General features: G+C 72.0%; 23 protein-coding genes and 1 pseudogene. 21 read left to right on the top strand and 3 right to left on the bottom strand.

Translation table 11 applies throughout. From position 1 onward, the window contains the following. Window positions 1-13: 13 nt before the first annotated feature. Window positions 14-1,360, bottom strand: coding sequence for a serine hydrolase domain-containing protein (locus tag ACIWQI_RS10420; protein WP_396657247.1), 1,347 nt, complete (start codon window positions 1,358-1,360; stop codon window positions 14-16). Continuing rightward, complete coding sequence (locus ACIWQI_RS10415) at window positions 1,344-1,964, bottom strand: TetR/AcrR family transcriptional regulator (RefSeq protein WP_396657245.1); 621 nt, start codon at window positions 1,962-1,964, stop codon at window positions 1,344-1,346. The genes ACIWQI_RS10420 and ACIWQI_RS10415 overlap by 17 nt, the downstream gene beginning before the upstream one ends. An 84-nt stretch (window positions 1,965-2,048) precedes the next feature. Between ACIWQI_RS10415 and ACIWQI_RS10410 the strand changes: the two genes are divergently transcribed. The 18 genes from ACIWQI_RS10410 to ACIWQI_RS10325 all read left to right on the top strand — a co-directional run bounded on the left by ACIWQI_RS10410 (window position 2,049) and on the right by ACIWQI_RS10325 (window position 24,334). Then, entirely contained in the window at window positions 2,049-3,425 is a 1,377-nt protein-coding gene (locus ACIWQI_RS10410; protein ID WP_396657244.1) for a serine hydrolase domain-containing protein, read from the top strand. Beyond that, window positions 3,422-4,312 (top strand): serine hydrolase, encoded by an 891-nt coding sequence (locus ACIWQI_RS10405; protein ID WP_396657242.1) that lies wholly within the window; start codon window positions 3,422-3,424, stop codon window positions 4,310-4,312. Before ACIWQI_RS10410 ends, ACIWQI_RS10405 begins: the two co-directional genes overlap by 4 nt. Window positions 4,313-4,387: 75 nt before the next feature. After that, complete coding sequence (locus ACIWQI_RS10400; RefSeq protein WP_396657240.1) at window positions 4,388-5,776, top strand: serine hydrolase domain-containing protein; 1,389 nt, start codon at window positions 4,388-4,390, stop codon at window positions 5,774-5,776. Window positions 5,777-5,818: 42 nt separating this feature from the next. Next, window positions 5,819-7,417: an ABC transporter substrate-binding protein gene (locus ACIWQI_RS10395; protein ID WP_396657238.1), complete on the top strand. Its 1,599-nt coding sequence runs from the start codon at window positions 5,819-5,821 to the stop codon at window positions 7,415-7,417. A gap of 61 nt (window positions 7,418-7,478) precedes the next feature. Further along, window positions 7,479-8,474 carry an ABC transporter permease gene (locus ACIWQI_RS10390; protein WP_396657236.1) on the top strand — a complete coding sequence of 332 codons (996 nt, stop codon included), beginning with the start codon at window positions 7,479-7,481 and terminating at the stop codon, window positions 8,472-8,474. A 1-nt stretch (window position 8,475) separates the two neighbouring features. Next, complete coding sequence (locus ACIWQI_RS10385) at window positions 8,476-10,428, top strand: dipeptide/oligopeptide/nickel ABC transporter permease/ATP-binding protein (protein ID WP_396657234.1); 1,953 nt, start codon at window positions 8,476-8,478, stop codon at window positions 10,426-10,428. Next, window positions 10,425-11,186: an ABC transporter ATP-binding protein gene (locus ACIWQI_RS10380; protein WP_396657233.1), complete on the top strand. Its 762-nt coding sequence runs from the start codon at window positions 10,425-10,427 to the stop codon at window positions 11,184-11,186. Before ACIWQI_RS10385 ends, ACIWQI_RS10380 begins: the two co-directional genes overlap by 4 nt. Further along, a complete protein-coding gene (locus tag ACIWQI_RS10375; protein ID WP_396657232.1) occupies window positions 11,183-14,548 on the top strand; it encodes a serine hydrolase in 3,366 nt (1,121 codons plus the stop codon). Before ACIWQI_RS10380 ends, ACIWQI_RS10375 begins: the two co-directional genes overlap by 4 nt. Further along, the gene (locus tag ACIWQI_RS10370; protein ID WP_396657230.1) at window positions 14,545-15,663 is read left to right on the top strand and encodes a M20 family metallopeptidase; all 1,119 of its coding nucleotides are present in this window, start codon (window positions 14,545-14,547) and stop codon (window positions 15,661-15,663) included. The genes ACIWQI_RS10375 and ACIWQI_RS10370 overlap by 4 nt, the downstream gene beginning before the upstream one ends. After that, window positions 15,660-16,496: a GNAT family N-acetyltransferase gene (locus ACIWQI_RS10365; protein WP_396657229.1), complete on the top strand. Its 837-nt coding sequence runs from the start codon at window positions 15,660-15,662 to the stop codon at window positions 16,494-16,496. Before ACIWQI_RS10370 ends, ACIWQI_RS10365 begins: the two co-directional genes overlap by 4 nt. Continuing rightward, window positions 16,493-17,593 (top strand): o-succinylbenzoate synthase, encoded by a 1,101-nt coding sequence (menC, locus tag ACIWQI_RS10360; protein ID WP_396657228.1) that lies wholly within the window; start codon window positions 16,493-16,495, stop codon window positions 17,591-17,593. The genes ACIWQI_RS10365 and menC overlap by 4 nt, the downstream gene beginning before the upstream one ends. Before the next feature lie 13 nt (window positions 17,594-17,606). Further along, the gene (locus ACIWQI_RS10355; RefSeq protein ID WP_396657226.1) at window positions 17,607-19,220 is read left to right on the top strand and encodes a PucR family transcriptional regulator; all 1,614 of its coding nucleotides are present in this window, start codon (window positions 17,607-17,609) and stop codon (window positions 19,218-19,220) included. Window position 19,221: 1 nt separating this feature from the next. Then, on the top strand, window positions 19,222-20,148 hold the full coding sequence (locus tag ACIWQI_RS10350; protein WP_396657224.1) for an alpha/beta hydrolase: 927 nt from the start codon (window positions 19,222-19,224) through the stop codon (window positions 20,146-20,148). A gap of 39 nt (window positions 20,149-20,187) precedes the next feature. Then, a complete protein-coding gene (locus ACIWQI_RS10345) occupies window positions 20,188-20,508 on the top strand; it encodes an ATP-dependent DNA ligase (protein WP_396657222.1) in 321 nt (106 codons plus the stop codon). Between the two features lie 36 nt (window positions 20,509-20,544). Then, on the top strand, window positions 20,545-21,735 hold the full coding sequence (locus tag ACIWQI_RS10340; protein ID WP_396657310.1) for a cation:proton antiporter: 1,191 nt from the start codon (window positions 20,545-20,547) through the stop codon (window positions 21,733-21,735). 4 nt (window positions 21,736-21,739) lie between these two features. Beyond that, window positions 21,740-22,231, top strand: a complete 492-nt coding sequence (locus tag ACIWQI_RS10335) for a glutaminase (RefSeq protein WP_396657221.1) — start codon at window positions 21,740-21,742, stop codon at window positions 22,229-22,231. A 73-nt stretch (window positions 22,232-22,304) separates the two neighbouring features. After that, window positions 22,305-23,414, top strand: a complete 1,110-nt coding sequence (locus tag ACIWQI_RS10330; RefSeq protein ID WP_396657219.1) for a 5-methyltetrahydropteroyltriglutamate--homocysteine S-methyltransferase — start codon at window positions 22,305-22,307, stop codon at window positions 23,412-23,414. 68 nt (window positions 23,415-23,482) lie between these two features. Next, window positions 23,483-24,334, top strand: a complete 852-nt coding sequence (locus ACIWQI_RS10325; protein ID WP_396657217.1) for a tryptophan-rich sensory protein — start codon at window positions 23,483-23,485, stop codon at window positions 24,332-24,334. 15 nt (window positions 24,335-24,349) lie between these two features. On the opposite strand, the gene ACIWQI_RS10320 is transcribed toward ACIWQI_RS10325, so the two are convergent. Then, window positions 24,350-25,081: a GMP synthase gene (locus ACIWQI_RS10320; RefSeq protein ID WP_396657216.1), complete on the bottom strand. Its 732-nt coding sequence runs from the start codon at window positions 25,079-25,081 to the stop codon at window positions 24,350-24,352. 116 nt (window positions 25,082-25,197) lie between these two features. Between ACIWQI_RS10320 and ACIWQI_RS10315 the strand changes: the two genes are divergently transcribed. The 3 genes and pseudogenes from ACIWQI_RS10315 to ACIWQI_RS10305 form a co-directional block, all read left to right on the top strand. After that, a complete protein-coding gene (locus tag ACIWQI_RS10315) occupies window positions 25,198-25,833 on the top strand; it encodes an RNA polymerase sigma factor (protein ID WP_396657214.1) in 636 nt (211 codons plus the stop codon). Beyond that, on the top strand, window positions 25,830-26,300 hold the full coding sequence (locus tag ACIWQI_RS10310) for a hypothetical protein (RefSeq protein WP_396657213.1): 471 nt from the start codon (window positions 25,830-25,832) through the stop codon (window positions 26,298-26,300). The genes ACIWQI_RS10315 and ACIWQI_RS10310 overlap by 4 nt, the downstream gene beginning before the upstream one ends. Before the next feature lie 67 nt (window positions 26,301-26,367). After that, window positions 26,368-26,891 (top strand): annotated as a pseudogene (locus ACIWQI_RS10305) (hypothetical protein); the annotation flags it as partial.

Below are 26,891 nucleotides of genomic sequence, written 5' to 3'. Positions count from 1 at the left end.
GCCGAGTGTGTGCCTATCCCACGAGAGGCTGAGCGCGACCGGCGAAGTGAAGTGCGCGGGTGCCGTCTGCCACGGTGAACGGCACGATCGGCATGGGCGCCCCGAGCGCGTCGGTGAGGTACGTGCCGTCGGCGTTGCTCGTGATCGACCCCGTGAACGTGTCCTGCCCGAGGCTCTCCGCGGCCAGGCCCGCGATGCGGATCTCGACCGCCGGTCCGTCCGCCGACACGGCGATGCGCATGTTGACGCGCTCGTAGACGCCCGCCCAATCGTGCACGTCGACGGGGGCATCCGCGTCGGGAGTGAGATCAGCAGGACGTTTCATGTCGCAGGTCTGCGCAAGCACCTCCGCGACGAGAGTCGTCATCGCCTCACCGAGCCCCGGCCCGTTGCCGAGGACCACCACGGCCACGCCACGCTCAGGCACGATGCGCAGCGAGGAACCCTGGCCGACGGTGCCGCCATCGTGGCCGGTGAGCTGCACGCCGTCCCACGCGTCGAGCATGAATCCGAGCCCCCACGCCGCACCCATCGACGGATCCGGCACCTCCACCTGCGGGGCCAGCGCTGCGGACACCGCCGCCTCGGACAGCAGGCGCCTGCCGTCCGGGCCGACGCCGCCCTCCAGCAGCAGCTGCGCGAAGGCGAGCACGTCGGCCGCTGAGGCGGCCAGTCCGCCGGCAGGGCCCATGGTGCGCGGAGTCGCCACGACGGGGGCGAGCTCGAGTCCATCGGCACCGGGGACGTGACCGAACGCGGCGCGATGGCGCAGGGCGTCTTCGGGGAGTGTGCTCGAGCGGGTCATTCCCAGAGGGTGCAGCAGGCGCTCCGCGAGCGCGTCGTCGTACGTCTGGCCGGTGATCTTCTCGATGAGGCGGCCGGCGATCGCGAAGCCGGTGTTGCAGTACGACCACGCCACGCCGGGGGGCAGCACCTGGGCGAGATCGCCGCAGGTGGCGACATAGCGTTCGAGCACGTCCTCGCCGCGGCCGAGGTCGAGGAAGTGGTCGCCGTCGATCCCGCTCGTATGGGTCAGCAGGTGGCGGGCGGTCACCACACGTCGGGCCGCGGCATCCCCCCACGTCAGCTCTGGCATGGCCTCGATGAGCGGGGCGTCCAGATCGAGCCGGCCCTCGTCGGCGAGCATCAGCAGCAGCGTCGCGGTGAAGATCTTCGTGACACTGCCGAGCTGGAAGACCGAATCGGATGTCGCGGCGACCCCCGTCGCCAGGTTCAGCGTGCCGGCGGCGAAAGTGTGCACCTCGCCGTCGCTCAGTACGCCCAGCGCGAGCCCGGGGGTGGACTCAGGGGACGCGAGGGCGTCGAGACGGGACTGCCAGGCGTCACGGTCGATCGACATCGGCGGATTCCTCTCGGGGTTCGGCGACGCCCAGCAGGCGTCGCAGCGTCGCGGCCAGCAGGCCGGCGACATCGGTGGACAGGTCGACGATGTACTCGATGGTGAGGCCGCGGGTCAGGCTCGCGACGACGACGGCGAGCTCGTCGGGGGGCAGCGTGGGGGTGATGCCGATGGCGCGGCACCGCTCGTCGAGCAGCGCGGCGAGCGCGTCAAGGCCCTGCCGCTGCGCGGCCATCACCCGATCACTGAGCGCCGGGTCGGAGGCCGCGTACGCGATGAACTCGACTTCGGCGGTGAGCCATTCGCGCGAGGCGGCCGCTTCGGCGGCGAACTGGCGGGCGAGGGCGTCGATGTGCTGGGTCGGTGTCGCGGTGCGGGGAACGTCGGTCGTCCGGCGCGCACTCTGCGCGGCGAAGCGCTCGTCGGTGAGGGCGAGGAAGAGTTCGCCCTTGTTGGCGAAGTTCGAGTACACCGCTCCGCGCGTGTAACCGGCCTTGGCGGCGACATCTTCGATCGTGACGCGCGCGAACCCCCGGGCAAGGAAGAGCCGCCGGGCCGCCGCCAAGATGCGCGTCCGGGTCACGTCGCGGGGATCTCTTGCCATCTTCGCCTCCTCGATACAGACTGTATCGACAAGAATGCGCGGTGATCAAGCCGTGTACCGAAACTTCCGATACGAGGTGTATGAATGACGCACGCGTTCGACGAGCTCGACGAGCTCATCATCCAGAGCATGCGCGACGGAGGGATTCCGGGCGCGGCGGTCGCTGTCGTGCACGACGGCGTCGAGCACATCTTCACGCACGGGGTGATGAGCGTCGACGCGCCCGCACCGGTCACCGCAGACACGCTGTTCATGATCGGGTCGACGACGAAGACGGTCACCGCGACGGCGCTGCTCTCCCTCGTCGCCGAGGGTCGCCTCGACCTCGATGCGCCCATCACCGACGCGCTGCCCGAATTGCGACTGGGCGACCCGGCGGCGCTCGCAGCGCTCACCGCGCGGCACCTGCTCACCCACACCGGCGGATTCGAGGGCGACATCCCCGACGACGAGGCGGACTGGGCGCGGGACGCGCTCGCCCGCAGCGTGGCCGACTACGCCGAACTGCCGCAGTACGCGGCGCCCGGGGCATCGTTCTCGTACAGCAACGCCGGTTTCCGGCTGCTCGGTCGGCTGATCGAGGTGCTCGACGGCACCGACTACGACCTGGCCGCGCGCCGCCGTGTGCTCGAACCGCTGGGCATGGCCGACAGCTTCTTTCTGCCGTGGGAGGTCGCCACGCGGCCGCACGTGGCCGGCCATGAGGTGCAGGAGGACGGGTCGGCCGCGGTCGTCCACACCTGGGGGCTCGGCCGCTCCGCCCTGCCGGAGGGCGGTCTCGTGTCGTCGATCACCGATCAGGCCCGCTACGTGCGCTTCCATCTCGACGGCACAGTCCCCGGCGGCGCCGCCGCGCCCGTGTCGCCGCAGCAGCGCCGTGAGATGCAGGAGCGACACGCCGACGGTGCCGTTCCGTTCGATGCTGTCGGGATGCCGTGGCTGCTCGTCGACCAGTACGGCACCACCGCGGTCACACACGGCGGGAACATCGCCGGCATCCAGCGCTCGACCATGACCCTGCTGCCCGACGAACGGCTCGGTGTCACGGTGCTGGCCAACTCCGGGGCCGGCGGGGCGCTGGGTGCCGCGGTCGACGAATGGTGCCTGCGCACCCTCCTCGGCCGTGTCCCCGATGCTGCCCGCACGCCGGGTGAGCGGTCTGCGGGCGAGCTGGCTCTCTACTGCGGCGCGTTCGACGCGGGAACGTGGGGCATCGAGCTCACCGAGGAGGGTGGGATGCTGCGCTCGGCGTTCTTCTTCACGCAGCCCGGCGACGACGACGAGCGGGTGCTCCCGCCACCGCTGCTGCTGACGTTCACGGGCGCCGACGAGGTCGTGCGACCCGAAGCGCCGCAGACGGTCTTCGCCCGGTTCGAGCGCGATGACGCCGGCCGGGTCGTGCGCATGAAGACGCAGGGTCGCACGCTGCGACGCATGGCGCGCGACGGGGCGGGCGAATGACGGTCGCGGATGACATCCATCGCCTGTTCCGGGATGCGGGGGCCACCGGCTTCCTGCACGTCCGCGAGCTGGGCAGCACCGGCCGCGAGGTCGCGCTCCGCGCCGACGAAGCCGTGGTGCTCGCCTCGACGTTCAAGATCCCGGTGGCCGTGGCCTTCGAGCGCGCGGTGTCGGCCGGTCTTGTCGACCCTGCCGAGCCGACGACGGTGACCGCGCGCCACCGTCGCGGCGGCGTCGGCCTTGCCGGCCTCCACGACGACGTCACGATCAGTTGGCGCGACCTCGCGCACCTCATGCTGACGATGAGCGACAACGCCGCCACCGACGTGATCTTCGATCGCATCGGGCAAGCGGGCATCGACACCGTGCTCGACGATCTGGGGCTGCGCCGCACGCGCATCGCCGGCTGCTGTGCGGACCTGTTCGGCTCCATCGCCGACGACCTGGGCATGCCGCGGGACGTGCCCGATATCGACGCGGTGCTCGCCGGCCAGGCGGAGGAGAGGCTGTGGAGATTGTCGGTGCTCGATCCGTCGCGCACGACATCGTCGACCCCGCGCGAGATGACGGCGCTCATCGACGCGATCTGGTCGGACCGCGCCGCTGCGCCGGATGCCTGCGGGCGCGTACGCGCGACGATGGCGCAGCAGCTGTGGCCGCACCGTCTGCGTTCTGGCTTCCCCGACGGCGTGCGCATCGCGGCCAAGACCGGCACACTGCCCGCGATCCGCAACGAGGTCGGGGCGGTGATGTACCCCGACGGCCGCGTCTACGCGGTGGCCGTGTTCACTCGAGCGGACAGGCTCGACGACAATCTCCCGGACGTCGATCGGGCGATCGGGCGCGCCGCGCGCGTCGCCATCGAGACGCTGCGGGGAATTGGGTGAACACAACCAATGGGACCCGCGCTCTTCATCCGATCGTACGAAAGCCCCCGGCGGGGTCTTTCCTAGGGTGAGGGCATGGAATCACTTTCCGACATCTCCGTCTTCCTCGACGCGGACTTCGCCCGACTCGCCGCTGAGCGGGGCGTTCCCGGCGCCGCCGTCGCCGTCCTCAAGGACGGTGAGATCATCGACGCCGCCGCCGGCGTGCTGAGCACGGCGACGAACGTCGACGCCACTGCCGACAGCGTGTTCCAGATCGGATCGATCACCAAGGTCTGGACCGCCACCCTCGTCATGCAGCTCGTCGACGACGGCCTGCTCGACCTCGACGCGCCCCTGCGCGACTACCTGCCCGAGTTCCGCGTGGCCGACGAAAGCGCTGCCGCGCAGATCACGACGCGTCAGCTCCTCAGCCATCAGGCCGGGTTCGAGGGCGACGTGTTCACCGACACCGGTCGTGGCGACGACGCGATCGAGAAGTACGTCGCGGGGCTCGCCGACCTGCCGCAGGTCTTCGCGCCAGGAGAGCTGTTCGCGTACAACAACGCCGGGTACAGCGTGCTCGGCCGCCTTGTCGAGGTGCTGCGCGAGAAGACGTGGGAGACGGCACTCATGGAGCACCTGGCCGTTCCGCTCGGCCTGACGCACGTCTCGCCCAGCCCGTACGAGGCGATCCTGCACCGCGTCGCCGTCGGCCACGTCGGCCCCGGAGAGGACGGCGTCGAAACGCCCGCGCCGCTGTGGGCTCTGGTGCGGTCGAACGAGCCGGCCGGCTCGATGCTGGCGATGCGCGCCCGCGAGCTCGCCGCCTTCGCCAAGATGCACGTCGACGGGGGCGTGGCCGGGGACGGCACGCGGGTGCTGTCCGAGGCATCCGTCGCCGCCATGCAGCGCAAGCAGGTCGACCTGCCTCGCATCACCGGCATGGGCGATGCCTGGGGCCTCGGCTGGGAGATCTTCGTCGACGGCGACCGCGGCGTGATCGGTCACGACGGCGGCACCGTCGGGCAGTCGTCGTTCCTGCGCATCGTCCCTTCCGCGGGGCTCGCGGTGGTGCTGCTGACCAACGGCGGCGACGTCATCGGGCTGTACGACGACGTCGTCAACAAGATCGTGCGGGATGCCGCCGGCGCCCAGCTGCACGGGTTCCCGACGCCGCCCGCCGAACCCCACCCTGTCGACCCCGCCCCCTTCGTCGGCTCGTACTCCAACTCGACCTTCGACATGTCGGTGAGCGTCGACGATGCCGGGCGCATCTGGCTCGACAGCACGCCGAAGGGCCTGGCGCGCGAACTCGGCCAGGAGCCGGAGCACCTCGAGCTCGTCGGCTTCGGGCCCGACTCGCTGATCGCTCTCGAGCCCGCCATGAAAGAGATGCACGTGGTGTACTCCTTCCTCGGCGACGACGGCAACGGCCGTCGCAAGTACATCCACTCCGGCCGCGCCCTCGGCCGCGTCGACTGAGAACCGCAGCACCCACCCGTCCGCAGAGAAGAGAGACCAGCAATGCACACGTTCACAAGGCCCGCCGCTGCTGTCGCCGCGGCCGCGACCGCGGCCCTCGTCCTCGCCGGGTGCGCCGGCGGGGGCGGGAACGCACCCACCGGCGGCTCCGGCGAGTATGTCGACGGTGCCACGTTCACCCTGTCCGAGGTGGCCGACCCGGGCGCGCTGGACCCGCAGCTATCGGCGGTCAGTTCGCTGTTCCAGCTGTCGCAGTTCGCCTACGACGCTCTCGTGTCCATCGATGCGGATGGTGAGATCGGCTCGCAGCTGGCCAGCGATTGGGTGGTGGACGGGCAGACCGTGACGCTCACCCTCAACGAGGGCGTCACCTGCTCGGACGGCACCGAGTTCACCGCGCAGACCGCCGCCGACAACCTCAACTGGGTCGCCGACCCCGAGAACCAGAGCCCGCTGCTGGGCTCCTTCCTCCCACCCGGGCTCACCGCCACCGCGGAAGGCAGCACGCTGACCCTCGAGCTCTCCGCGCCCGCGCCGTTCGTCCTGCAGGGGCTCGCGAACGTGCACATGGTGTGCGCCGCGGGGCTCGAAGACCGCACCATCCTCACAGCGGGGACCTCGGGCACCGGACCGTACGTGCTCACCGAGGCGGTCCCCAACGACCACTACACGTACGAGGCCCGCGAGGATTACACGTGGGGCCCGAACGGAGCGAGCACCGCCGACGAGGGCATGCCCGCGAAGGTCATCGCCCGGATCATTCCCAACGAGACCACTGCCGCCAACCTGCTGACCACGGGTGAGGTCAACGCGTCGACGATCGTGGGTCCCGATGCGCAGCGACTCGAGTCGGCGGGCCTGTTCTCGGCCGGCGAGGAGGTGCTGATCGGAGAGCAGTGGTACAACCAGGGCGAGACGCACGCGACCTCCGACCCGGCGGTGCGCATGGCGCTCACCCAGGCCCTCGACCTCGCCGAGCTGCAGAAGGTGCTCACGAGCGGCGCCGGCGCCCCGGCGACCCGCCTCACCGTCGTCGCGCCGTCGGCCTGCACGTATGACGCGGTGAGCGGGAACACACCCGGCACCGACGTCGAAGCGGCGAAGGCCCTGCTCGACGACGCCGGCTGGGTTGCAGGCGCCGACGGCATCCGTGCCAAGGACGGGCAGCAGCTGGCGCTGTCGTTCCTGTACGCGAACACCCTCGGCACCGGCGGCACCTCGGCCGCGGAGCTCGCCGTCCAGCAGTGGGAGGCGATCGGCGTGAAGGTCGACGCCGCGCAGAACGACTCCACCGCTCTCACCGAGGCCATCTTCGGCACCGGGGCATGGGATATCGCGTGGGTTCCGCTGAACGTGAACAACCCCGACCAGGTGATCGGCTTCGTCTCGGGTCCCGCGGCGCCGGAAGGCACGAACTTCGCGGGCATCCAGAACGCCGACTACGAGGCGGCGGTCGCCGAGGCGATGGCGATCCCGGGCGTCGAGGGCTGCGACACCTGGCAGGAGGCGGAGGCCTCGCTCTTCGCGTCGGCGGATGTCGTCGCCTTCGCGAACAGCGTCATCAAGACCTACGGCAGCGGCGCGGAGTTCGAGCGCGTGGGAGTGATCGTGCCCACGAGCATCCGTATGCTCGCGGACTGAGCGCGCTTCGCGCACGGACACGCTCCGGGCAGACGTCCGGCGCGGGAAGGAACACGTCCTCATGACCACCACCGCCGCCCTCCCCGCCAAGGGGGTGCCCCGCGCCGGCGATCATCGCTGGCTGCGGTTCACCGCCCGGCGGGCGGGGCGGCTGGTGGTGTCGCTGTGGGTGCTGGCCACCGCCGCATTCCTGATGATCCACCTCATCCCCGGCGACCCGGTCCGCGCGGCGCTGGGACCGACCGCCTCGGCCGAGCTCGTCGCCGCACGCCGTGAGTCGCTCGGGCTGAACGACCCGCTCATCGTCCAATACCTCAACTACCTGGGCGGCGTGCTCACAGGGGACTTCGGCGTCTCGATCCAATCCGGCCTGCCGGTGGCCGAGACCATCGCGCAGCGCCTGCCGGCCACGGCGAGCCTGGCGGTGCTCGCGTTCGTCTTCGCGGTCATCGTCGCGATCCCCGTCGGCGTGGCCGTCGCCGTCGCCACCCGACGCGGACGGGGCCGCAAGCTCGAGCTGGGCTTCGCCGGGACAAGCGTCTTCATCTCGGCGATCCCCGACTTCCTCCTCGGCGTCGCTCTGGTCGCCGTGTTCGGGGTCTCGCTCGGCTGGCTTCCCATCGCCGGTCGCAGCGGTCCGGAGTCGTACATCCTGCCGGTGATCGCCCTCTCGCTGGGCCCCGCCGCAGTGCTCGCGCGCATCGTGCGCGTCGAGATGCTGACCGTGCTCGAGGCCGACTTCGTGCGCACGGCGCGCGCCAAGCGGCTGCCGGCGTGGCGCATCTATCTCAGCCATGCCCTGCCCAACGCCGTCACGGCGACGCTGACCCTGGCGGGACTGCTGCTGAGCGCGCTCGTGGTCGGCACGGTGCTCGTCGAGAACGTGTTCGCGTGGCCCGGCCTGGGCTCGACCATCGTCTCGTCCATCCAGCTGAAGGACTTCCCGATGGCGCAGGCGACGGTCCTCGTCTACGGCGCCGGCGTGCTCATCATCAACACGATCGTCGACGCGGCACTGGCCGTCCTCGATCCCCGCACGACCGTGGCGGAGGACTGACATGCGCTCGCTGCGCCGCATCCTGCGCACCCCGCTCGGCATCGCCGCGATCAGCCTGCTCGCGCTCGTGCTGCTCACGGCGATCTTCGCCCCGATCCTCTGGGGTGCGCAGGCCGATGCGGTCGACACCGACAACATCCTCGCCGGGCCATCGCTCGAGCACCCCATCGGGACCGACGGGCTGGGCCGCGACCTGCTGCTGCGCACGGTCGTGGCCACCCGGCTGAGCGTCGTGCTGGCGCTGGTGGCGACCCTCGTCGCCGTCACGGCGGGGCTCATCCTCGGTGTGGCGCCGTTCCTGCTGGGGCGCGCGGGCAAGGTCTTCACCTGGCTGGTGGGCATCGCCGTCGCCTTCCCCGCGCTGCTGCTGGCGCTGTTCTTCGCGGTGATCTTCGGCACCGGCTGGGTGGGCGCGACGTGGGCGATCGGACTCGCCGGCGCCCCCACCTTCGCGCGGCTGTGCCAGACGCTGGTCGCGGGCATCGCCGAGCGCGATTTCGTCTCAGCGGCGCGCATCGGCGGCGTGGGCCGGTTCCGGGTGCTGTTCCGCCACGTGCTGCCCAACATCGGCGAGCCGCTCATCGTGAACGCCACGATCGGCGCGGGCGGCGCACTCCTGTCGTTCGCCGGCCTGTCGTTCCTGGGACTGGGCGTGCAGCCGCCCGAGTACGACTGGGGCCGCCTCATGATGGACGGCCTGTCCGGCGTCTACCTCAATCCGCTCGCGGCTCTGGCCCCCGGCGTCGCCGTCGTCATCGCCGGCCTCGCGTTCAACCTGACCGGCGAGGCGGCCGCGCGGTCGCTGGGCATCGGATCGGTCGGCGTGATGTCGAAGCTGGCGGCGCTGCAGCCGCGGCGGGTGGCCGAGGCATCCCCTCCCGCCCCGGACGAGGTGCTCGCCGTGCGCGACCTGCACGTCACGTTCCCCGGCGGAGCCGGACCCATCACGCCGGTGCGGGGCGTGGACTTCACGCTGCGGCGCGGCGAGGTGGTGGGCATCGTCGGGGAGTCCGGATCGGGCAAGTCGCTGACCGCTCTGGCGATCGCGCAGCTCATCGAGGAGCCGGGGAGGGTGGATGCCGAGACCCTGCGGTTCCTCGGCACCGATCTGCGCGACGGCGATCACCGGCGGCTGCTGGGCACCTCGCTGGCGATGGTCTTCCAGGACCCGATGACGAGCTTCAACCCCGCCAAGCGCATGGGCGGCCAGCTCGCCGAGGTGGCGACGCAGCACCACGGGATGACGCGACGCCAGGCGCGCGCGCGGGCCGTCGACCGGCTGGCGGCGGTGCGCATCCCCGATGCCGAGCAGCGGGCGCGGCAGTATCCGCACGAGTTCTCCGGCGGCATGCGCCAGCGCGCCATGATCGGCATGGGGCTCATGGGCAGCCCGAAGCTCATCATCGCCGACGAGCCGACGACCGCCGTCGACGTCACGGTGCAGCGCCAGGTGCTGAGCCTGCTGCAGGCGATCCGCGACCAGGACGAGGTCGCGATCCTCTTCATCAGCCATGACGTGTCGGTCATCGCGGAGCTGTGCGATCGCGTGCTCGTGATGTACGCGGGGCGCATCGTCGAGGACCTGCCGGTGGCGCAGCTGGACCAGGCCCAGCACCCCTACACGCGCGCGCTGCTGGCGGCGGTGCCCGACATGCAGACCGACCTCGATGCGCCGCTGGCCACCGTGCCAGGGCGCCCGGTCGATCCGGCGCACGTGCCGCCCGGGTGCGCGTTCGCCGCGCGCTGCCCGCTCGCCGACGCGCACTGCCGCGTCGAGGACCCGCAGCTCGTGACGAGCGCGCCCGGCGCCCGCGTCGCATGCTGGCACGCCGGCGAGCCGCTGCCGGACCCGATCGCCGCGCCTGCACGCGACATCGAGGGGACCACGCAGACCAGCCCGGCCACCCGCACAAGCCCGGCCACCCGCACAAGCGGAGTGCAGGTGGTCGTGTGAGCGGGCTGCTCTTCGAGAACGTCACCGTCCGCTTCGGCTCGACGGCGGCGGTCGACGATGTGACCCTCACCGTCCCCGACGGGGAGGTGCTCGGGCTGGTGGGCGAGTCGGGATCCGGCAAGTCCACCCTCGCACGGGCGGCGGTCGGACTGGTTCCTGTGCAAGGGGGGCGCATCGTGCTCGACGGCGAGCCCATCGACGTGCGCCACGGCCGCCGCCCGCTCCAGATGGTCTTCCAGGACCCGTACTCCTCGCTCGACCCGCGCATGACGATCGGCGCCAGCATCGCCGAGATCCTGCCCCGGCACCTCAAACGCGCCGCGCGCGCCGACGAGGTCGCGAGGCTGCTGGAGCTCGTGCACCTCGACCCCGCTCGCGCCGAGGCGTATCCGCTGCAGCTGTCGGGAGGCCAGCGGCAGCGCGTGGCGATCGCGCGGGCGCTCGCGGGGCGCCCCGAGGTGCTCATCGCCGACGAGATCACCTCGGCGCTGGACGTGTCCATCCAGGGCTCGATCCTCAACCTCGTGCGCGAGCTGCAGGCAGAGCTCGGCCTGTCGATGCTGTTCATCTCGCACAACCTCGCCGTGGTGCGGTACGTCGCATCGCGCGTCGCGGTCATGCATCGCGGCCGCATCGTCGAAGAGGGCCCCGCCCTCGACGTGCTCGCCGACCCGCAGGACCCTTACACCCGCGAGCTGCTGGCCGCCATTCCCGGCCGCATCCCCACCTCGACCGACAATCAGAGGAGCACACCGTGACCCGCACCTTGCGCATCGACGACCTGGCTGAGATCACCGTCCCCAGTCAGCCCGCACTCTCCCCCGACGGCACGCGCGTCGCCTACGTCCTCAGCGGCGTCGACCTCGCAGGTGACCGGCCCACGAGCTCGCTCTGGGTGGCCGAGCGGGATGCCGCGGCGCGGCGACTCACGCAAGGGGCCACCGACTCCGAGCCGGTGTTCTCACCCGACGGAAAGACACTCGCCTTCCTGCGCGACGGCCAGCTGTGGACCCTGCCGGTCACCGGCGGCGAGGCCGAGCAGCGCACGCACCTGCCGATCGCAGCCGGCGCGGCGGTGTTCTCGCCCGACGGCACGAAGATCGCCTTCTCCGCGCCGGTCGACCTCGAAGCGATGAAGGGCGAGGACGACGCCGACCGCGCCGAGCGCCAGGGCAGCCCGATCGTCGCCGACGGCGTCGGCTACCAGGCCGACGGCAGCGGGTTCCTCCGCGGGGTGCGGATGCAGGTGCACGTTCTCGACCTCGCCGGCGGCGACGTGCGCCAGCTCACCGGGGCCGACGCGCACGCCACGAGCCCCGCATGGTCGCCCGACGGCACACGGCTCGCCTTCGTCGCCAAGCCCGACGGCGTCGACGACCTCACCTTCCGGTCGGCGGTGCAGGTGCTCGACCCCGCCGACCCGGCGGCGCCGGCGAAGGTGGTCGCCTTCGCCGACGGCGCGGCGGTCACCGTCGCCTTCGCTCCCGACGGGTCGCTCGTGGTCGCCGGCTGGCCGGGCGATCCGCTGGGCATCGCCCGCCTCTACCGCGTCGACGCGGAGACCGGCGCGGCGACAGAGCTCGCGGCATCCCTCGATCGCAACATCATGCCGGGCGGACCCGGATACCCGGGCGGGCTGCCGCAGATCTCGGGGGACGATGTCGTCTTCGCCGCCCGCGATCGCGGCTGCACCCACCTGTATGCCGTGCCGCTTGCCGGCGGCGAGCCGCGGCTCGTGCTGGGCGGTCAGGGCCGCGTGGTGGCGGGACTGTCGATCGCCGGGGGATCGGCCGCGGTCGCCGTGGCCGGACCGGACTCGTTCGGCGAGATCGTGCGCATCGACCTCGCGACCGGCGACGAGGAGGTCCTCACCGCGCACGGGGCGGCGCCCGAGGGCGCCCAGCTGTTCGTGCGGGAGTCGCGCGAGTTCCGCATCAGCGATGGCGCGACGGTCGAGGGGTGGCTGCTGCGCGACCCCGAGGCATCCGCTCCTGCCCCGCTGCTGGTCGATGTCCATGGCGGCCCGCACAACGCGTGGAACGGCGCGATCGACGACATGCACCTCTACCATCAGGAGCTCGTCGCGCGCGGCTGGACGGTGCTGATGCTCAACCCGCGTGGCAGCGACGGCTACGGCGAGGAGTTCTTCACCGCGGTCAACGGCGCGTGGGGCACGTCCGACGCACAGGACTTCCTCGAGCCGATCGACCAGCTGGTGGCCGAGGGGGTCGCCGACCCCGACCGGCTGGCGATCACCGGCTACAGCTACGGCGGGTTCATGACCTGTTACCTGACCAGTCGCGACGACCGCTTCCGTGCCGCGGTGGCCGGGGGTGTGGTCAGCGACCTGTCGAGCATGGGCGGCACCAGCGACGAAGCGCACCTGATGAACATGTTCGAGATCGCCGCCATGCCGTGGCGCACGGAGGATCGCGAGCGGCTGGCGGCGATGTCGCCCTTCGCTCAGGTCGATCAGGTCACGACGCCGACGCTCGTGCTGCACGGCGGCGACGACGTGCGCTGCCCCGTCGGACAGGCGCAGCAGTGGCATGCCGCGCTGCGCGAGCGCGGCATCCCGACCCGGCTCGTGCTGTACCCGGGCGGCAGCCACCTGTTCCCTCTGTCCGGCAGGCCCAGCCACCGGCTCGACTACAACCGGCGGGTCGTCGCGTGGGTGGAACAGTATGCGGGGGATGCCGCAGGCCCGCGCCCGGCCCCGATCGACGCCGCGCACTGGCAGCGCCGCCTGGAGGCACTGGCCGCCCGGCACAAGGTGCCCGGCGCACAGCTGGGCATCATGCGCCTCGCCGACGGTCGCGAGCCTGAGATCGTCACCGCGGCGACGGGCACGCTCAACAGGAACATCGCCACCGGCGCACCGGTGACCAAGGATTCGATCTTCCAGATCGGGTCGATCTCGAAGGTCTGGACCGCCACCGTCGTCATGCGCCTCGTCGACGACGGCCGGCTGTCGCTCGACACGAAGGTGAAGGACATCCTGCCGGAGGTGAAGCTCGCCGACGACGAGCTGACCGACGGCATCACCGTGCGGCATCTGCTCACCCACACGAGCGGGCTCGACGGCGACATCTTCACCGACACCGGCCGCGGCGACGACGCCGTCGAGAAGTACGTCGCCCTCCTCGAGTCTGCGGGCCGGAACCATCCGCTGGGTGCCACCTGGTCGTACTGCAACTCGGGCTACTCGGTGCTCGGCCGCATCATCGAGGTCCTCACCGGGAAGACGTGGGATGCCGCGATGAGCGAGCTGCTCTATCAGCCCCTGGGGCTGACCCACACCGTGACGCTCCCTGAAGAGGCGATCCTCCACGCCGCCGCCGTCGGTCATGTGGACGTGGGCGACGAACAGGTCGTCACGCCCGCCTACCTGCTGCCGCGGTCGGTGGGTCCCGCGGGCCTGATCACCTCCCGGGTCGAGGACGTGCTCGCCTTCGCGCGCCTGCATCTGCGCGGCGGCGTCGCCGACGACGGCACGCGGCTGCTCGCCGAGGACACCGCCGCGGCCATGCAGGCGTTCCAGGCGGAAGTGCCCGACAAGCACGTGCTGGGCGACTCGTGGGGCCTGGCCTGGATCCGGTTCGACTGGAACGGCGAGCGCCTCTACGGCCACGACGGGAACACCCTCGGCCAGGCCGCGTTCCTGCGTGTCCACCCCGGCTCGGGCGTCGCGGTGACGCTGCTGACCAACGGCGGCAACACCCGCGACCTGTACGGCGAGCTGTACCGCGAGATCTTCGCCGAGCTGTCGGGAGTCGACATGCAGCAACCGGTGGAGGTGCCGGACGAGCCGGTCAAGGCCGACCTGACGCCGTACATCGGCACCTACGAGCGAGCCTCCACGCGCATGGAGATCTTCCAGAACGGCGAGGGTGCGCGGCTGCGCAGCACGGTGCTCGGCCCGCTCGCCGAGATGGTGCCCGATCCGGTCGAGGAGCTCGCGATGGTGCCGCTGGCCGAGAACCTGTGGGCGGTGCGGGCACCGGGCACCCAGACCTGGATCACCGTCACGTTCTACTCCCTGCCCACGGGGGAGGAGTACGTGCACTTCGGCGCCCGCGCGACGCCGAAGGTGTCCGCCGAGGTTGCGACGCCCGCATGATCGCTCCCGCCGTCGACGACCTCGTCGCCACGATACGCACGCTCGTCGAGTGCGAGTCGCCCACCGCCGATCATGCGGCGGTGGCGCGGTCGGCCGATGTCGTCACAGCGGTGGGCGAGGCCCTCCTGGGAGCGGCGCCCGAGCTCATCGTGCTCGACGGCGTCACGCATCTGCGATGGCGACTGGGCGACCGGACGCGCGTGCTGGTGCTGGCCCATCACGACACGGTGTGGCCGCTGGGCACCCTCGAGCGGCTGCCGTTCGCCGTCGCGGGTGGCGTGCTGACCGGACCGGGCTGCTTCGACATGAAGGCAGGGCTCGCGATGGCGCTGCACGCGATCGCGGGACTGGACGACCGAGACGGCGTCACGCTGCTGGTCACCGGCGACGAGGAGGTCGGGTCGCCGAGCTCGCGAGGGCTCATCGAGGACACCGCCCGCGGGGCGCGCGCCGCGCTCGTGCTGGAGGCTTCCGCCGACGGCGGGGCCCTCAAGCTCGAGCGCAAGGGTGTGTCGCTCTACGAGGTGGTGGTGGACGGGCTCGCCGCGCATGCGGGTCTCGAGCCCGAGAAGGGCGTGAACGCCACGGTGGAGCTCGCCCACAAGGTGCTGGCGGTGGCCGCGCTCGCGGACCCCGCGATCGGCACCTCGGTGACCCCGACCGTCGCGGGGTCCGGTTCCACCACCAACACGGTGCCCGCGCGCGCGTCGTTCGCCGTCGACGTGCGGGCACGCACGGCTGCAGAGCAGCAGCGGGTGGACGCCGCCATGCGGGCTCTGCAGCCGGAGGTGCCCGGCGCGCACATCGAGATCCGCGGCGGTGTCAACCGCCCGCCGCTGGACGCCCCGGCATCCACGGCCCTGTTCGCCCGTGCGCAGGCGCTGGCTGCCGCCCTCGGCCTCGACGACCTGCCGGGGGTCGCCGTGGGCGGGGCGAGCGACGGCAACTTCACCGCCGGGATCGGCGTGCCCACCCTCGACGGGCTGGGCGCAGTCGGCGGAGGTGCTCACGCCGAGACCGAGCACGTGCTGGTGGACGAGCTGGTTCCGCGCACGCGGCTGCTTCAGGCGCTCCTGGCCGAGCTGCGCCGGGCACCGGGAGAGGACGCATCGTGACCGACATCCTGCAGGCCGACCCCGTGGCCCGCTCTGCCGCGAGCGATGCCGAGCGCGCCGCACGGCAGGCCGCGGTCACGGTGCGTGAGCTGTCGGGCATCGGCGAGCAGGCCGCGGTCGTCCGCCTCCTGGCGCAGATCTGGGGGCGCAGCCTCGACAACCCGCCGCTTCCCCCCGAGCTGCTGCGCGCGTTCGGCAAAGCCGGCAATTACATCAGCGGGGCCTACTCCGGCGACGAGCTGGTCGGGGCGACGGTCGGATTCCACTCGATGCCCGACCGTCATGCGCTGCACAGTCACATCGCCGGAGTCGCCGCGTCGCACCTCGGCCGCTCGATCGGGTACGCGATGAAGCTGCACCAGCGCGCATGGGCATTGGCGCACGGCGTGGACGTCATCGAGTGGACCTTCGACCCGCTCGTCGCCCGCAACGCCTACTTCAACATCGCGAAGCTGCGGGCCATGCCCGCCGAGTACCTCCCCGACTTCTACGGCCCGATCTCCGATGCCATCAACGGCGGCGACGACACGGACCGCCTGCTCGTGCGCTGGATGCTGCGCGATCCGCAGGTGGTGGCGGCCGCCGCCGGCCGCGGGCCGATCGTCGATCCGCGAGGGCCCGGCATGACGACGGTCGCCGTGCCCCGCGACGTCGAGCGCCTGCGCGCAGACGACCACGCCGAGGCGCACCGGTGGCGTGCAGAGGTCCGCACCCGTCTGGGCGCGCTGCTGGCCGCCGGAGGCACGGTGGTGGGATTCGACCGCGACGCGGGGTATATCGTGCGGATCGAAGGCCACCGGCGCGCGGAGTCCGAGAGGAAGGCGGAGAAGTGAAGATCGAGGGTTTCGAGCTGCGTCGAGTCGGGATGCCGCTCGTGTCGCCGTTCCGCACATCGTTCGGCACGCAGACCGAGCGCGACGTGCTGCTGGTCAAGGCGGTCACCGACGCCGGCGAGGGATGGGGCGAGTGCGTGACCGGGGCCGACCCGCTCTACTCGTCGGAGTATGTGGAGTCGACCGTCGATGTGATGCGCCGCTTCCTCATCCCGGCGCTGGCGCAGACGCCCGATGCGGGGCGGGTGGCGACGGACCTGCACCCGTTCAAGGGTCATCGCATGGCGAAGGCGGCGCTCGAGATGGCGGTGCTGGATGCCGAGCTGCGCGCCGAGGGGCGCTCGTTCGCCCGTGAGCTCGGCGGCGTGCACGACAGCGTGCCCTGCGGGGTGTCGGTGGGGATCATGGATTCGGTGCCGCAGCTGCTCGACGCCGTCGCCCGCTACCTCGCCCAGGGCTACGTGCGCATCAAGCTCAAGATCGAGCCCGGATGGGACGTCGAGGTGGTGCGTGCGGTGCGCGAGCGCTTCGGAGACGAGGTGCTCCTGCAGGTCGATGCGAACACCGCGTACACGCTGCGTGACGCACGGCACCTCGCGAAGCTCGACGCCTTCGACCTGCTGCTGATCGAGCAGCCGCTCGATGAGGACGACGTGCTCGGCCACGCCGACCTCGCGAAAGTGGTGAAGACCCCGATCTGTCTGGACGAGTCGATCGTGTCGGCGCAGAGCGCCGCGGCCGCCATCCGGCTGGGCGCGACCTCGGTCATCAACATCAAGCCGGGCCGCGTGGGCGGGTACCTCGAGGCCCGGCGCATCCACGACGTCGCCACCGCAGCGGGCGTGCCGGTGTGGTGCGGCGGAATGATCGAGTCGGGCATCGGACGGGCCGCGAACATCGCGCTGGCGTCTCTGCCGGGGTTCACGCTTCCCGGCGACGTGTCGGCGAGCGACCGCTTCTACACCACCGACATCACACCGCCGTTCGTCATGGCGGGCGGACACCTGCCGGTTCCCGCCGCACCGGGCCTGGGCGTCGCGCCGGTTCCCGAGATCCTGGACGAGCTGACGACATGGGTGGAGTGGATGCCCGTCTGACATGCTTGCGGGCATGAGCACCGCGCCGCGATCCAGCCTGGGACGCGTGCTCGACGACCTCGGTCTGACGCTGCTGGAGGTCGCGCACGGGACCACCGACGCCGCCCGCGACATCGGGGGCGTCGTCATCCACGATCCGGTCGACGACCCCCTCTTCCCGCAGCATGCGATCGTGCTCGGAGTCGGCGTCGCCGATTCGGAGCAGCTGGCCGCGCTGCTGCGCGAGCTCGCCGGCCGGGATGTCGCGGCCGTCGTCGTGCGCTCACCCGTGGACGTCACCGAGGAGGTGCGCGAGGCTGCGGGAGACGTCGTGGTGCTGGGTCTTGCCCGCGGGGCGACCTGGACCCAGCTGGCGGCGCTGCTGCGGTCGCTGCTGGCGGAGGACGACTTCGGCGAGATCTCCGTGGAGACCCTCGGCGGGCTGCCCTCCGGCGACCTGTTCGCGGTGGCGAACGCGATCGCGGCGCTCCTGGACGCGCCCGTCACCATCGAGGACCGATCCACGCGCGTCCTCGCGTTCTCGGGCCGTCAGGACGAGGCGGACCCCTCGCGGGCCGAGACCATCCTGGGCCGGCAGGTGCCCGAGAGGTATGCCCGCGTGCTCACGGAGCTGGGTGTGTTCCGCGACCTGTATCGCGACGACCGGCCGGTGGTCGTCGATCCCGTGACTCTCGGCGAAGGGGTGACGACGCAGCGCGTCGCCATCGGAGTGCGCGCGGGCGACGAGGTGCTCGGCTCGATCTGGGCGGCGATGGACGGGCCGCTCACCGCCGAGCGCACCGCGACGCTGCGTGACGCCGCCAAGCTCGTCGCCCTGCATCTGCTGCGCGTGCGGGCGGGGGCCGATGTGCAGCGCCGGCTGCGCGCGGAGCTGGTCAGCACCGCCCTGGAGGGGGGCGCCGGCGCCCGCGAGGCGCTCGCGCGTCTGGGCCTGGCCGGGCAGAGCGTCGGGGTCCTCGCCGCCGCGCCGACCGCCGCCCCGGACGGCTCGCAACGTGCCGATCAGCAGCTGCTCGCCGACCGCGAGCGGTTCACCGACGCGCTGGCCGCGCATCTGTCCGCCGTGCAGCCGGGTGCCGCAGTCGCGCTCGTCGGCGACACGGCGTTCGCCATCCTGCCCGCCGCGGGCCCGGACGCGGAGGTTCGTCTCGTGGGCGTCGCGGAGAACTTCCTCGAGCGGGTGGGTGCGCGGATGCCGGGCGTCATCGCCGTCGGGCCGCCTGCCGAGGACATCGCCGGGATCGCGCAGTCGCGGGCCGTCGCGCTGCGTGTGCTGCGCGTCCTGCGCGACGGGCCGGGCTCACGTGCGGCGCGCATGACCGAGGTGCAGACCGCGTCACTGCTGCTGGAGCTGCGCGATCTCGTCCTGGCGCGCGGAGATGCGCCCGACGGCGCTCTGGCCCGTCTCATCGACTACGACCGCCGCAACGACGGGCACCTCGTCGACACGCTGCGCGCATGGCTCGATCACTTCGGCGACGTGGGCGCGGCGGCGGCCGCCACGTACGTGCACCACAACACCTTCCGCTACCGGCTGCGCCGGGTGCGCGAGGTGGGCGGTCTGGACCTCTCCGACGCCGAGACCCGGTTCGCCGCGATGCTGCAGCTGCGGATGCTCGGGGGCTGACATGGACCCCGACCGCGTCGACCCCGCGCTGCGCGAGGCGCTGGAACAGCAGCCCCGGCTCGACCTGGAACGCTGGTGGGTGCGCGACCTGGCCGCGCTGCGGTCGCGGCTGATCCCGTGGGACCCGACGCCCGACGTCGTGCTGAGCACCGTCCGAGACGGCAGCGCACGGCTGCGCATGTACACGCCCGATCGGGCGAACGGCAGCGCGCTGCTGTGGATCCACGGCGGCGGCCTGGTCGGCGACGCCGCGCGCGTCGACGACCGCTTCTGCGGCCGGACCGCGCTGGAGCTCGGCGTCACGGTGGCGTCGGTCGAGCACCGCCTGGCCCCCCGGCATCCCTTCCCCGCCGCCCTCGACGACGCCCACGCCGGGTGGGCCTGGCTGCAGGTCCACGCCCCCGTCCTCGGCATCGACCGCACCCGGATCGCGGTCGGCGGCAGGTCGTCCGGCGGGGGCATCGCGGCGAGCCTGGTGCAGCGCGTGCGAGACGAGGGGGACGAGGATGCCGCGGCCCAGTGGCTGTGGAGCCCCATGCTCGACGACCGCACCGCCGCGGACCGCCGCCTCGACGCCGTCGACCATCCGGTGTGGAACAACCGCGCGAACCGGGTCGGCTGGCGGGCGTACCTCGGTGCCGAGCCCGGCGAGGCATCCCCTCCTCCGTACGCCGCCGCGGCGCGCCGCGCCGACCTCACCGGCCTGCCCGCGGCTTGGATCTGCACGCCCGAGCTCGCCCTGTTCCACGACGAGGACGTCGCCTACGCCCGCGCCCTGCAGGCCGCCGGCGTCGACACCACGCTCGAGGTCGTGCCCGGTGCGCCGCACGGCTTCGAGGCGTGGGCGGCCGACTCCGCGCCGGGGCGCGAGGTGCTGCGCCGCGGCCGCGCCTGGCTTGCGAAGCGGCTGGACGCCGGGGCGCGGTAGAACTGGTCCGCCGGCACGCCGAGCGCTACGCTCAGGGCCGTGGGCAGATTCATCTACGACGCGACCGCGAACTCCGTGGAGATCGACGACCGCGTGCTCGCGCACCTGCGCATCGTCGTCATGAACAAGCTGCGTCGTGGCGAGTCGTTCATGTTCGACATCGACATCGGGGACGGCAGCGGGCGGCGCAGCTTCTGGCTGAACCCCTCGGTGCCGCTGCAGTTCCACTTCTACGGCAGCCGTCAGCCGGCGATCAACCGCGCCTGGGTCGAGGAGCTCATCCAGGTCGCCAGCGGGCCGAACGGCCTGACCATCGTGCCCGAGCCGACCGAGGAGGTTCCGCCGGCACCGGGAGCGTAGCGGAACGGACGGCGCTACCCTGAGCAGGTGACGCCGATGAACGCCGGTCTGCTGCTCATCGCGGTCGCCGCCGTGCTGGCCCCCGTCATCTCGCGCTCGCTCGCCCCGTGGGTGCGCATCCCCGTGCTGGTGTTCGAGCTGATCCTCGGGATCCTCGTCGGCCCGGCCGTGCTCGGATGGGTCGTGCCCGACGAGATCCTCACGGTGCTCGCCGACTTCGGCCTGGGGCTGCTCTTCTTCGTCGCCGGCAGCGAGATCGACTTCGCCGGCATCCGGGGACGACCCATCGTCCGCGCGTCACTGGGCTGGCTCGTGAGCCTGGCGCTGGGCTTCGCGATCGGGTTCATCGTCGCCGGCGACGACGCCGCGATCATCATCGCGATCTGCCTGAGCTCGACGGCCCTGGGCACGCTCATGCCGATCCTGCGCGATGCGGGTGAGCTGCACACGCCGTTCGGGCGTGCGGTCTCGGCGGTGGGCGCGATCGGCGAGTTCGGCCCCCTCGTGGCGATCTCGCTGTTCCTCAGTGCGCGCCGGCCCCTCGGCGCGGCCCTCGTGCTGATCGGGTTCGTCGTGGTCGCCGGCGCCGTCGTCCTCTATGCGATGCTGGGCCGGCACGGCTGGCTGCACCGTGTCGTCCAGGCCACCCTGCACACCTCCACGCAGTACGCGGTGCGGGTGCTGATCCTGATCCTCGTCGCGCTCGCAGTGCTCAGCATCATGCTCGAGCTCGACATGCTCCTGGGAGCTTTCGCGGCCGGTGTGATCTGGCGGCTGCTGATGCGCAACGCCGGCGCGGAGGAGCGCGAGCAGGTCGAGACGAAGGTCGAAGCGCTCGCGTTCGGCGTGTTCGTCCCGATCTTCTTCATCTACACCGGGGTCACCTTCGACCTCCAGGCGCTCTTCGCGGACTGGCGGGTGCTGGTGCTCGTGCCGATCTTCCTCATCCTGCTGCTGGTCACCCGCGGCCTGCCGGCGATCGCGGTCGCTCCGGTCGGGGCCACACGGCGCGATCGCCTGTCGCTCGGCCTGCTCGGGGCCACCGGACTGCCGATCATCGTCGCAACGACCAGCATCGCCGTCGATCATGGCTACATCGGGTCGGGGCTGGCGGCGGCCCTGGTCGGGGCCGGCATGCTGTCGGTGCTGATCTATCCGCTCGTCGCCATGGCGCTGCGCGGAGAGCGCGAGCCCGAGAACGCCGTGGAGTTCCTCACGGATGGATGACCGGATGCCTGCGGCCGACCTGCAGGCGCTGTTCGCCGGGGCGCGCGAGCGGCTCCGCGACGCGCCGCAGGAGGCGCTGGGTGTGCGGGCGCCACGGGGACGCATCCTGCGTCGGGCGCCGCGCATCGTGCCGGCCGGGTCGGCGTGGCGCCTCGGCGTGCTGCTGCTCGTGCCGGACGGCGAGGTGCTGGCGGTGGGGGAGGTGCTGCGGGCGGCGCCCGAGGTGCGCCGCGGCTACACCGCGGAGTCCGCGCGCGTGCGGGCCGCGACGCGTGCCGCCGCCGTGCGCGGAGGGTTCCGTCCCGGCGAGACGGTGCACGTCGGGTGGGAGCGCCTCGACCTCGACGCGCTCGGGCGCGGCGCGGCCGCAGGGCCCCTGCGGCTGGTCGACGGCACGCCGATGATCCGGTGGAGCAGCGCCGGTGCGCTCACCCCGCTGGACGACTACCTGCGCGACCGTGTCGCGCTGCTGATCGCGCCGCCGGACGGCGCCTGAGCGCTGCGGGCCATCATTTCGATCGGTGACGCCACCACGCCGGCGTCGGCGCGCGCGGGTCTAGGGTGACACCGTGACTGTGAACCCGCCGTACCGCGCCGACATCGTCGGCTCCTTCCTCCGACCCGAAGCCGTCAAGCGTGCCCGCGCCGACTTCGCGGAGGGACGCATCGACGCCGCGGCCCTCGCCGAGGCGGAGGACGCCGCCATCGCCGATCTCGTGCGCAAGGAGGCCGACGCCGGTCTGCGGCTCGCCACCGACGGGGAGTTCCGGCGATCGTGGTGGCACTTCGACTTCTTCGGCCTGCTCGACGGGGTCGACATCGTCGAACTCGACCACGGGATCCAGTTCCACGGCGTGCAGACCAAGCCGCGCGGCGTGCATCTGGACGACCGCATCGGCTTCAGCGACACGCATCCGATGCTCGAGCACTACCGGTCGCTGCAGGCCCTTCTCGGCGAGACGACGAAGGCCCAGCCGAAGTTCTCGATTCCCGCGCCCACCGTGCTCGACTTCCGCCTCGAGCCCGAGCATCTCGGCCCGTACGACGACCGTGACGCGTATGTCGACGACCTCGGGCAGGCGTACCGCGACGCGCTGCAGGCGTTCTACGACGCGGGCTGTCGCTACCTGCAGTTCGACGACACCGCCTGGGCGTACCTGTGCTCGGACGTCGAGCTGGCCAAGGCGGCGGACCGCGGCATCCGAGTCGACGGTCTCGCCGAGCGCTACGCGAGCCTGCTCAACCGCGTGCTCGAGGGCAGGCCTGCGGACCTCGTCGTCACCACGCACGTGTGCCGGGGGAACTTCCGCTCGACCTGGATCTCGTCCGGGGGCTACGAGCCGGTCGCCGAGCAGCTATTGGGCGTCGTCGACTACGACGGCTACTTCCTGGAGTACGACAGTGAGCGCGCCGGAGGGTTCGAGCCGCTGCGGTTCCTGCCCGAAGGCGACAAGACCGTCGTGCTCGGGCTGATCACCACCAAGTCCGGCGAGCTCGAGGACATCGGCGGCGTGGAGAAGCGCATCGACGAGGCCTCCGTGTTCGTCGGCCTCGATCAGCTGGCGCTGAGCCCGCAATGCGGCTTCGCCTCGACCGAGGAGGGCAATGTGCTCACCGAGGATGAGCAGTGGGCGAAGATCCGCGAGGTCGTCGCGATCGCGCACGACGTCTGGCGCTGATCGAGTCTGCACGTCTCGCACGCGCTCCGGGGTTGCCGGAACGGGACGGCCTCGACTAAGCAGGTGCCATGGCACCGTCCCGCCCCGCCTCGCGCGCAGAGGTCCGCGAAGAGCGCCTCGCCGCGGCGCCCCGCGCACATCGCTCGGATGCGGCTCGGCAGATCGTCGTCGGCGCCGCGGTGCTCTTCGCCCTGGTCTGCGCCGTGTTCGGGTCGGGCCTGGTCGGCGGTGGGGTGCGGCAGGCTCAGGGCGGGGCGCTGGATGCCGATGCCACGCTGCTCGCGCCGGGGCGCCCGGCATTCGCGATCTGGAGCGTGATCTACCTCGGCCTGATCGGGTACGCGGTGTGGCAGGCGCTGCCGGGGCAGCGGGCGGCGGGACGGCAGCGCTCGGTCGGCTGGTGGATCGCGGGCACCGCGATGCTCAACGGCGCATGGCTGCTGACGGCGCTGTTCGCACCGCTGCCGGCGACGGTCGTGGTGATCGTGCTGCTGCTGGCGACCCTGTGCGTGACGTTCCGTCAGGTCGTGCTCACGGCCGAGGTGCGCTCGCCGTGGACCGATCTCGTCCTCATCGACGGCGTGACCGGGCTGCATCTGGGGTGGGTGTCGGTGGCCACGGCGGCGAACATCACGGCGTGGCTGCAGCCGCTGGTCGACGTCGGGGAGGCGGCCGAGTGGGTCGCGGTCGGCGTGCTCGGCGCGCTCCTGGTGATCGGCCTGCTCACCTCAGGGCTGACGGCGTGGCGCGTGGCGCCTCCGTGGGCGATGGCCTGGGGCGCCGCGTGGATCGGCGTGGAGCGGCTGGTCGGTGCACCCGCGAACGCCCTCGTGGGGTGGACTGCGGTGGCGGTGGCCGTGCTCCTGTTCGCCGTCCCGCTGCTGCTGCGCCTTGCCGTGGCGCTGCGGTCGGGCGACTGAGCCCCGGCCGGCAGGTCAGGAGGTGACCTGGCGGGCGAAGCCCTGCAGGATCCGGGCGGGCTCTGTGATGGATGCCGCGAGCACCCGCGCCGCGATGGCGTCGTAGTCTCCGGAGTCGAAGTATCCGTCGTCGCGGTAGACCGCCATGCGCTCGGTGAACGCCTGTGCGGTCGGCTCCGGGTGGAACTGGGTCGCGTACAGGCGATCGCCGACCCGGTAGGCCTGCGCCGGGCATCCCTCGTTCGTGGCCAGCAGCACCGCGCCGGGAGGGGTCCGACCCGCTCCCTCCTTGTGTGCGGTGAGGGCGCTGAACCGGGTGGCGAGTCCGCCGAAGACCGGGTCGCGCTCGCCGGCGGCGGTCAGCTCGACGGCGACCGGCCCGGTGTCCTCGGGGAAGGCACGGGTGACCTCGCCGCCCAGCATGCGGGTCACGATGCCGATGCCGTAGCAGGTGAACAGCGCGGCGGTGCGCTGCGCGGCGGCCTCGCGTGCGAGGCGCTCGAGATCGGCCTCGACCGCGCGCTGCGCGTCGGTCTTGGTCGATTCGGGGTCGGTGAGGTTGAACGGGCTGCCGCCGACGACGAAGCCGCTCCAGCGCTCGGTCGCATCGGGGGGCAGGCGCTCACGGACCAGGTCGATGCGGTCGAGTTCGCCCGGCTCCAGGCGCGCGCCGGTGCGGAACGACTCGTACTCCGCGGCGGCGGCGCCGGCCTGCGGGCGCACGCACACATACAGCAGCCGGGCCATGGCCCGATTCTAGATCTCCGCGCCCGGACGCCTGCGGGCGGCACCCGACGGGTGCGCGGCGGGTGTATCACACCGGCTCTTCCGTCCTCCTTCCCGGTGTGGACAGAATGGGACTCATGACCGACACCGATCGGTCGGACCCACTCGACGCGACGCCGGACGATCCCGGCGCTGCCGTCGAGCATGCTGAGCCGACCCGCTGGGAGCGCGCCGCCGACCTGTTCGGCCAGTGGCGCGAGGGGCGCACACGCGCCATGGACGAGCTCGTGCGACTCATGTCGCCCGTGCTCTGGCATGTGGTGCGCGCCTATGGGCTCGACCGGGCACTGGCGGAGGACGTCGTCCAGACGACGTGGCTCACTCTGGTGCGCCGGCACGAGACCATCCTCGACCCGAAGGCGGTGTCGGGCTGGCTCACGACGTGCGCACGCCGCGAGGCATGGCGCGTCGGCAAGCTGCAACGACGGGCCGACCCGACCGAGGTCGAGCACCTCGAGCCTCACCTGCCCATCCAGGAGTCCGCCGAGGACTCCGCTGTGGACGGCGATCAGACCAGCCGGCTGTGGTCTGCGGTCGCGACGCTCGACGAACGATGCCGACGGCTGCTGCGCGTGGTCGCGTTCGAGGAGCGTCCCGACTACGCACGCCTGGCGCAGGACCTGTCGATGCCGATCGGCAGCATCGGACCGACCAGGCAGCGATGTCTGGCCAAAGTGCGCGCTGTGCTCGAGAGCGCTGGGGGAGAAAGATGAACGAGAACTTCGATGCGGCCGCCGACGCGGCGCTGTTCGCGCGATTGCGGTCGGTGTGGGAGGAGCGCGACCCGGTCCCGGCCGACCTGATCGATCGGATGGTCGCCGCAGTCGCGGTGGCCGATCTGTCGCGCGAGTACGCGCTGCTCACGCTGGTCGAGACCGCCGACCTCGCCGCCGTCCGCGGTGAGCACGACACCCTCACCCTGCAGTTCAGCGACGGGAAGACCAGCGTGCTCCTGCACGTGAGCGAGACGGAGGCCGGTGCCCGCCGCATCGACGGCTGGGTCGACGGCGAAGCGCTCGCCGTGCGGCTGGTGCAGGGCGAGAGGGAGTGGTCGGCCGACGCCGGCGAGACCGGGCGCTTCGCGTTCGACAGCGTGCCGGCCGGTCTCTCGCGCCTGCGGCTGGCCGTGCGCGAGGACGACGGCCTGCGCGAGTTCGAGACCACGCAGTTCGAGGTGTGACGCGCGGGGGATGCCTGGGGCATCCGCCGTGCCCGGACGCCTCGGCCTGCCCGGATGAAGGAGAGAGATGACCGATCTGCCCCCCGACCGCCCCCGCAGGCTCAACTGGCGCGAGCGCTACGATGCCGCCCGCGCGCGCGGCGTGCCGCTGGACCCGAAGAGCGAGCCGGTCGAAGGAGTCAGCGCGTATCCCACGGACTACGCGACCGATCATCTCCTGGTGACCGCGGGAAGCGACGAGCTGCCCCGCCTGCTGGGGCTGCTGCAGGAGGCGGCGCAGAACTTCGGCTGGGGTGTCGAGCTGCGCAACATCGACGGCAGCGAGCTCGACCTGGCGACCGCGCGGGACCGCGTCGCGCGCTGGCGCGATCGGCTCGACCTTCCGACCATCCATCACGTGCGGATCTTCCCGCAGCCCCGGGAGGGCATCGACGACGAGCCGGTGCCGCCCATCGACGCGTGGCGCCTGCTGCAGCGGCTGCGGGCACGCAACGGCAAGGACATCCAGGGTGTGGGCCTGGACCACGTGCTGTCGGTCGACCCGTATGGCAGCACGAACCCGTACGGGAGCACGAACCCGTATGGCAGCAC

The sequence above is a fragment of the Microbacterium sp. genome, assembly GCF_044508325.1.
Taxonomy (GTDB): domain Bacteria; phylum Actinomycetota; class Actinomycetes; order Actinomycetales; family Microbacteriaceae; genus Microbacterium.
The sequence above is the reverse complement of the archived record's forward strand: the minus strand, read 5'-3'. Positions and strand labels throughout refer to the sequence as shown.

Bases quoted from the DNA above. Each gene is read 5' to 3' on its own strand.
- ACIWQI_RS10385 (WP_396657234.1), top strand. From the start codon at position 8,476: ATGCGCTCGCTGCGCCGCATCCTGCGCACCCCGCTCGGCATCGCCGCG.
- ACIWQI_RS10320 (WP_396657216.1), bottom strand. From the start codon at position 25,081: ATGGCCCGGCTGCTGTATGTGTGCGTGCGCCCGCAGGCCGGCGCCGCC.
- ACIWQI_RS10390 (WP_396657236.1), top strand. From the start codon at position 7,479: ATGACCACCACCGCCGCCCTCCCCGCCAAGGGGGTGCCCCGCGCCGGC.
- ACIWQI_RS10415 (WP_396657245.1), bottom strand. From the start codon at position 1,964: ATGGCAAGAGATCCCCGCGACGTGACCCGGACGCGCATCTTGGCGGCG.
- ACIWQI_RS10395 (WP_396657238.1), top strand. From the start codon at position 5,819: ATGCACACGTTCACAAGGCCCGCCGCTGCTGTCGCCGCGGCCGCGACC.
- ACIWQI_RS10325 (WP_396657217.1), top strand. From the start codon at position 23,483: ATGGCACCGTCCCGCCCCGCCTCGCGCGCAGAGGTCCGCGAAGAGCGC.
- ACIWQI_RS10335 (WP_396657221.1), top strand. From the start codon at position 21,740: ATGCCTGCGGCCGACCTGCAGGCGCTGTTCGCCGGGGCGCGCGAGCGG.
- ACIWQI_RS10350 (WP_396657224.1), top strand. From the start codon at position 19,222: ATGGACCCCGACCGCGTCGACCCCGCGCTGCGCGAGGCGCTGGAACAG.
- ACIWQI_RS10400 (WP_396657240.1), top strand. From the start codon at position 4,388: ATGGAATCACTTTCCGACATCTCCGTCTTCCTCGACGCGGACTTCGCC.
- ACIWQI_RS10410 (WP_396657244.1), top strand. From the start codon at position 2,049: ATGACGCACGCGTTCGACGAGCTCGACGAGCTCATCATCCAGAGCATG.
- ACIWQI_RS10315 (WP_396657214.1), top strand. From the start codon at position 25,198: ATGACCGACACCGATCGGTCGGACCCACTCGACGCGACGCCGGACGAT.
- ACIWQI_RS10420 (WP_396657247.1), bottom strand. From the start codon at position 1,360: ATGTCGATCGACCGTGACGCCTGGCAGTCCCGTCTCGACGCCCTCGCG.
- ACIWQI_RS10355 (WP_396657226.1), top strand. From the start codon at position 17,607: ATGAGCACCGCGCCGCGATCCAGCCTGGGACGCGTGCTCGACGACCTC.
- ACIWQI_RS10310 (WP_396657213.1), top strand. From the start codon at position 25,830: ATGAACGAGAACTTCGATGCGGCCGCCGACGCGGCGCTGTTCGCGCGA.
- ACIWQI_RS10405 (WP_396657242.1), top strand. From the start codon at position 3,422: ATGACGGTCGCGGATGACATCCATCGCCTGTTCCGGGATGCGGGGGCC.
- ACIWQI_RS10340 (WP_396657310.1), top strand. From the start codon at position 20,545: ATGAACGCCGGTCTGCTGCTCATCGCGGTCGCCGCCGTGCTGGCCCCC.
- ACIWQI_RS10370 (WP_396657230.1), top strand. From the start codon at position 14,545: ATGATCGCTCCCGCCGTCGACGACCTCGTCGCCACGATACGCACGCTC.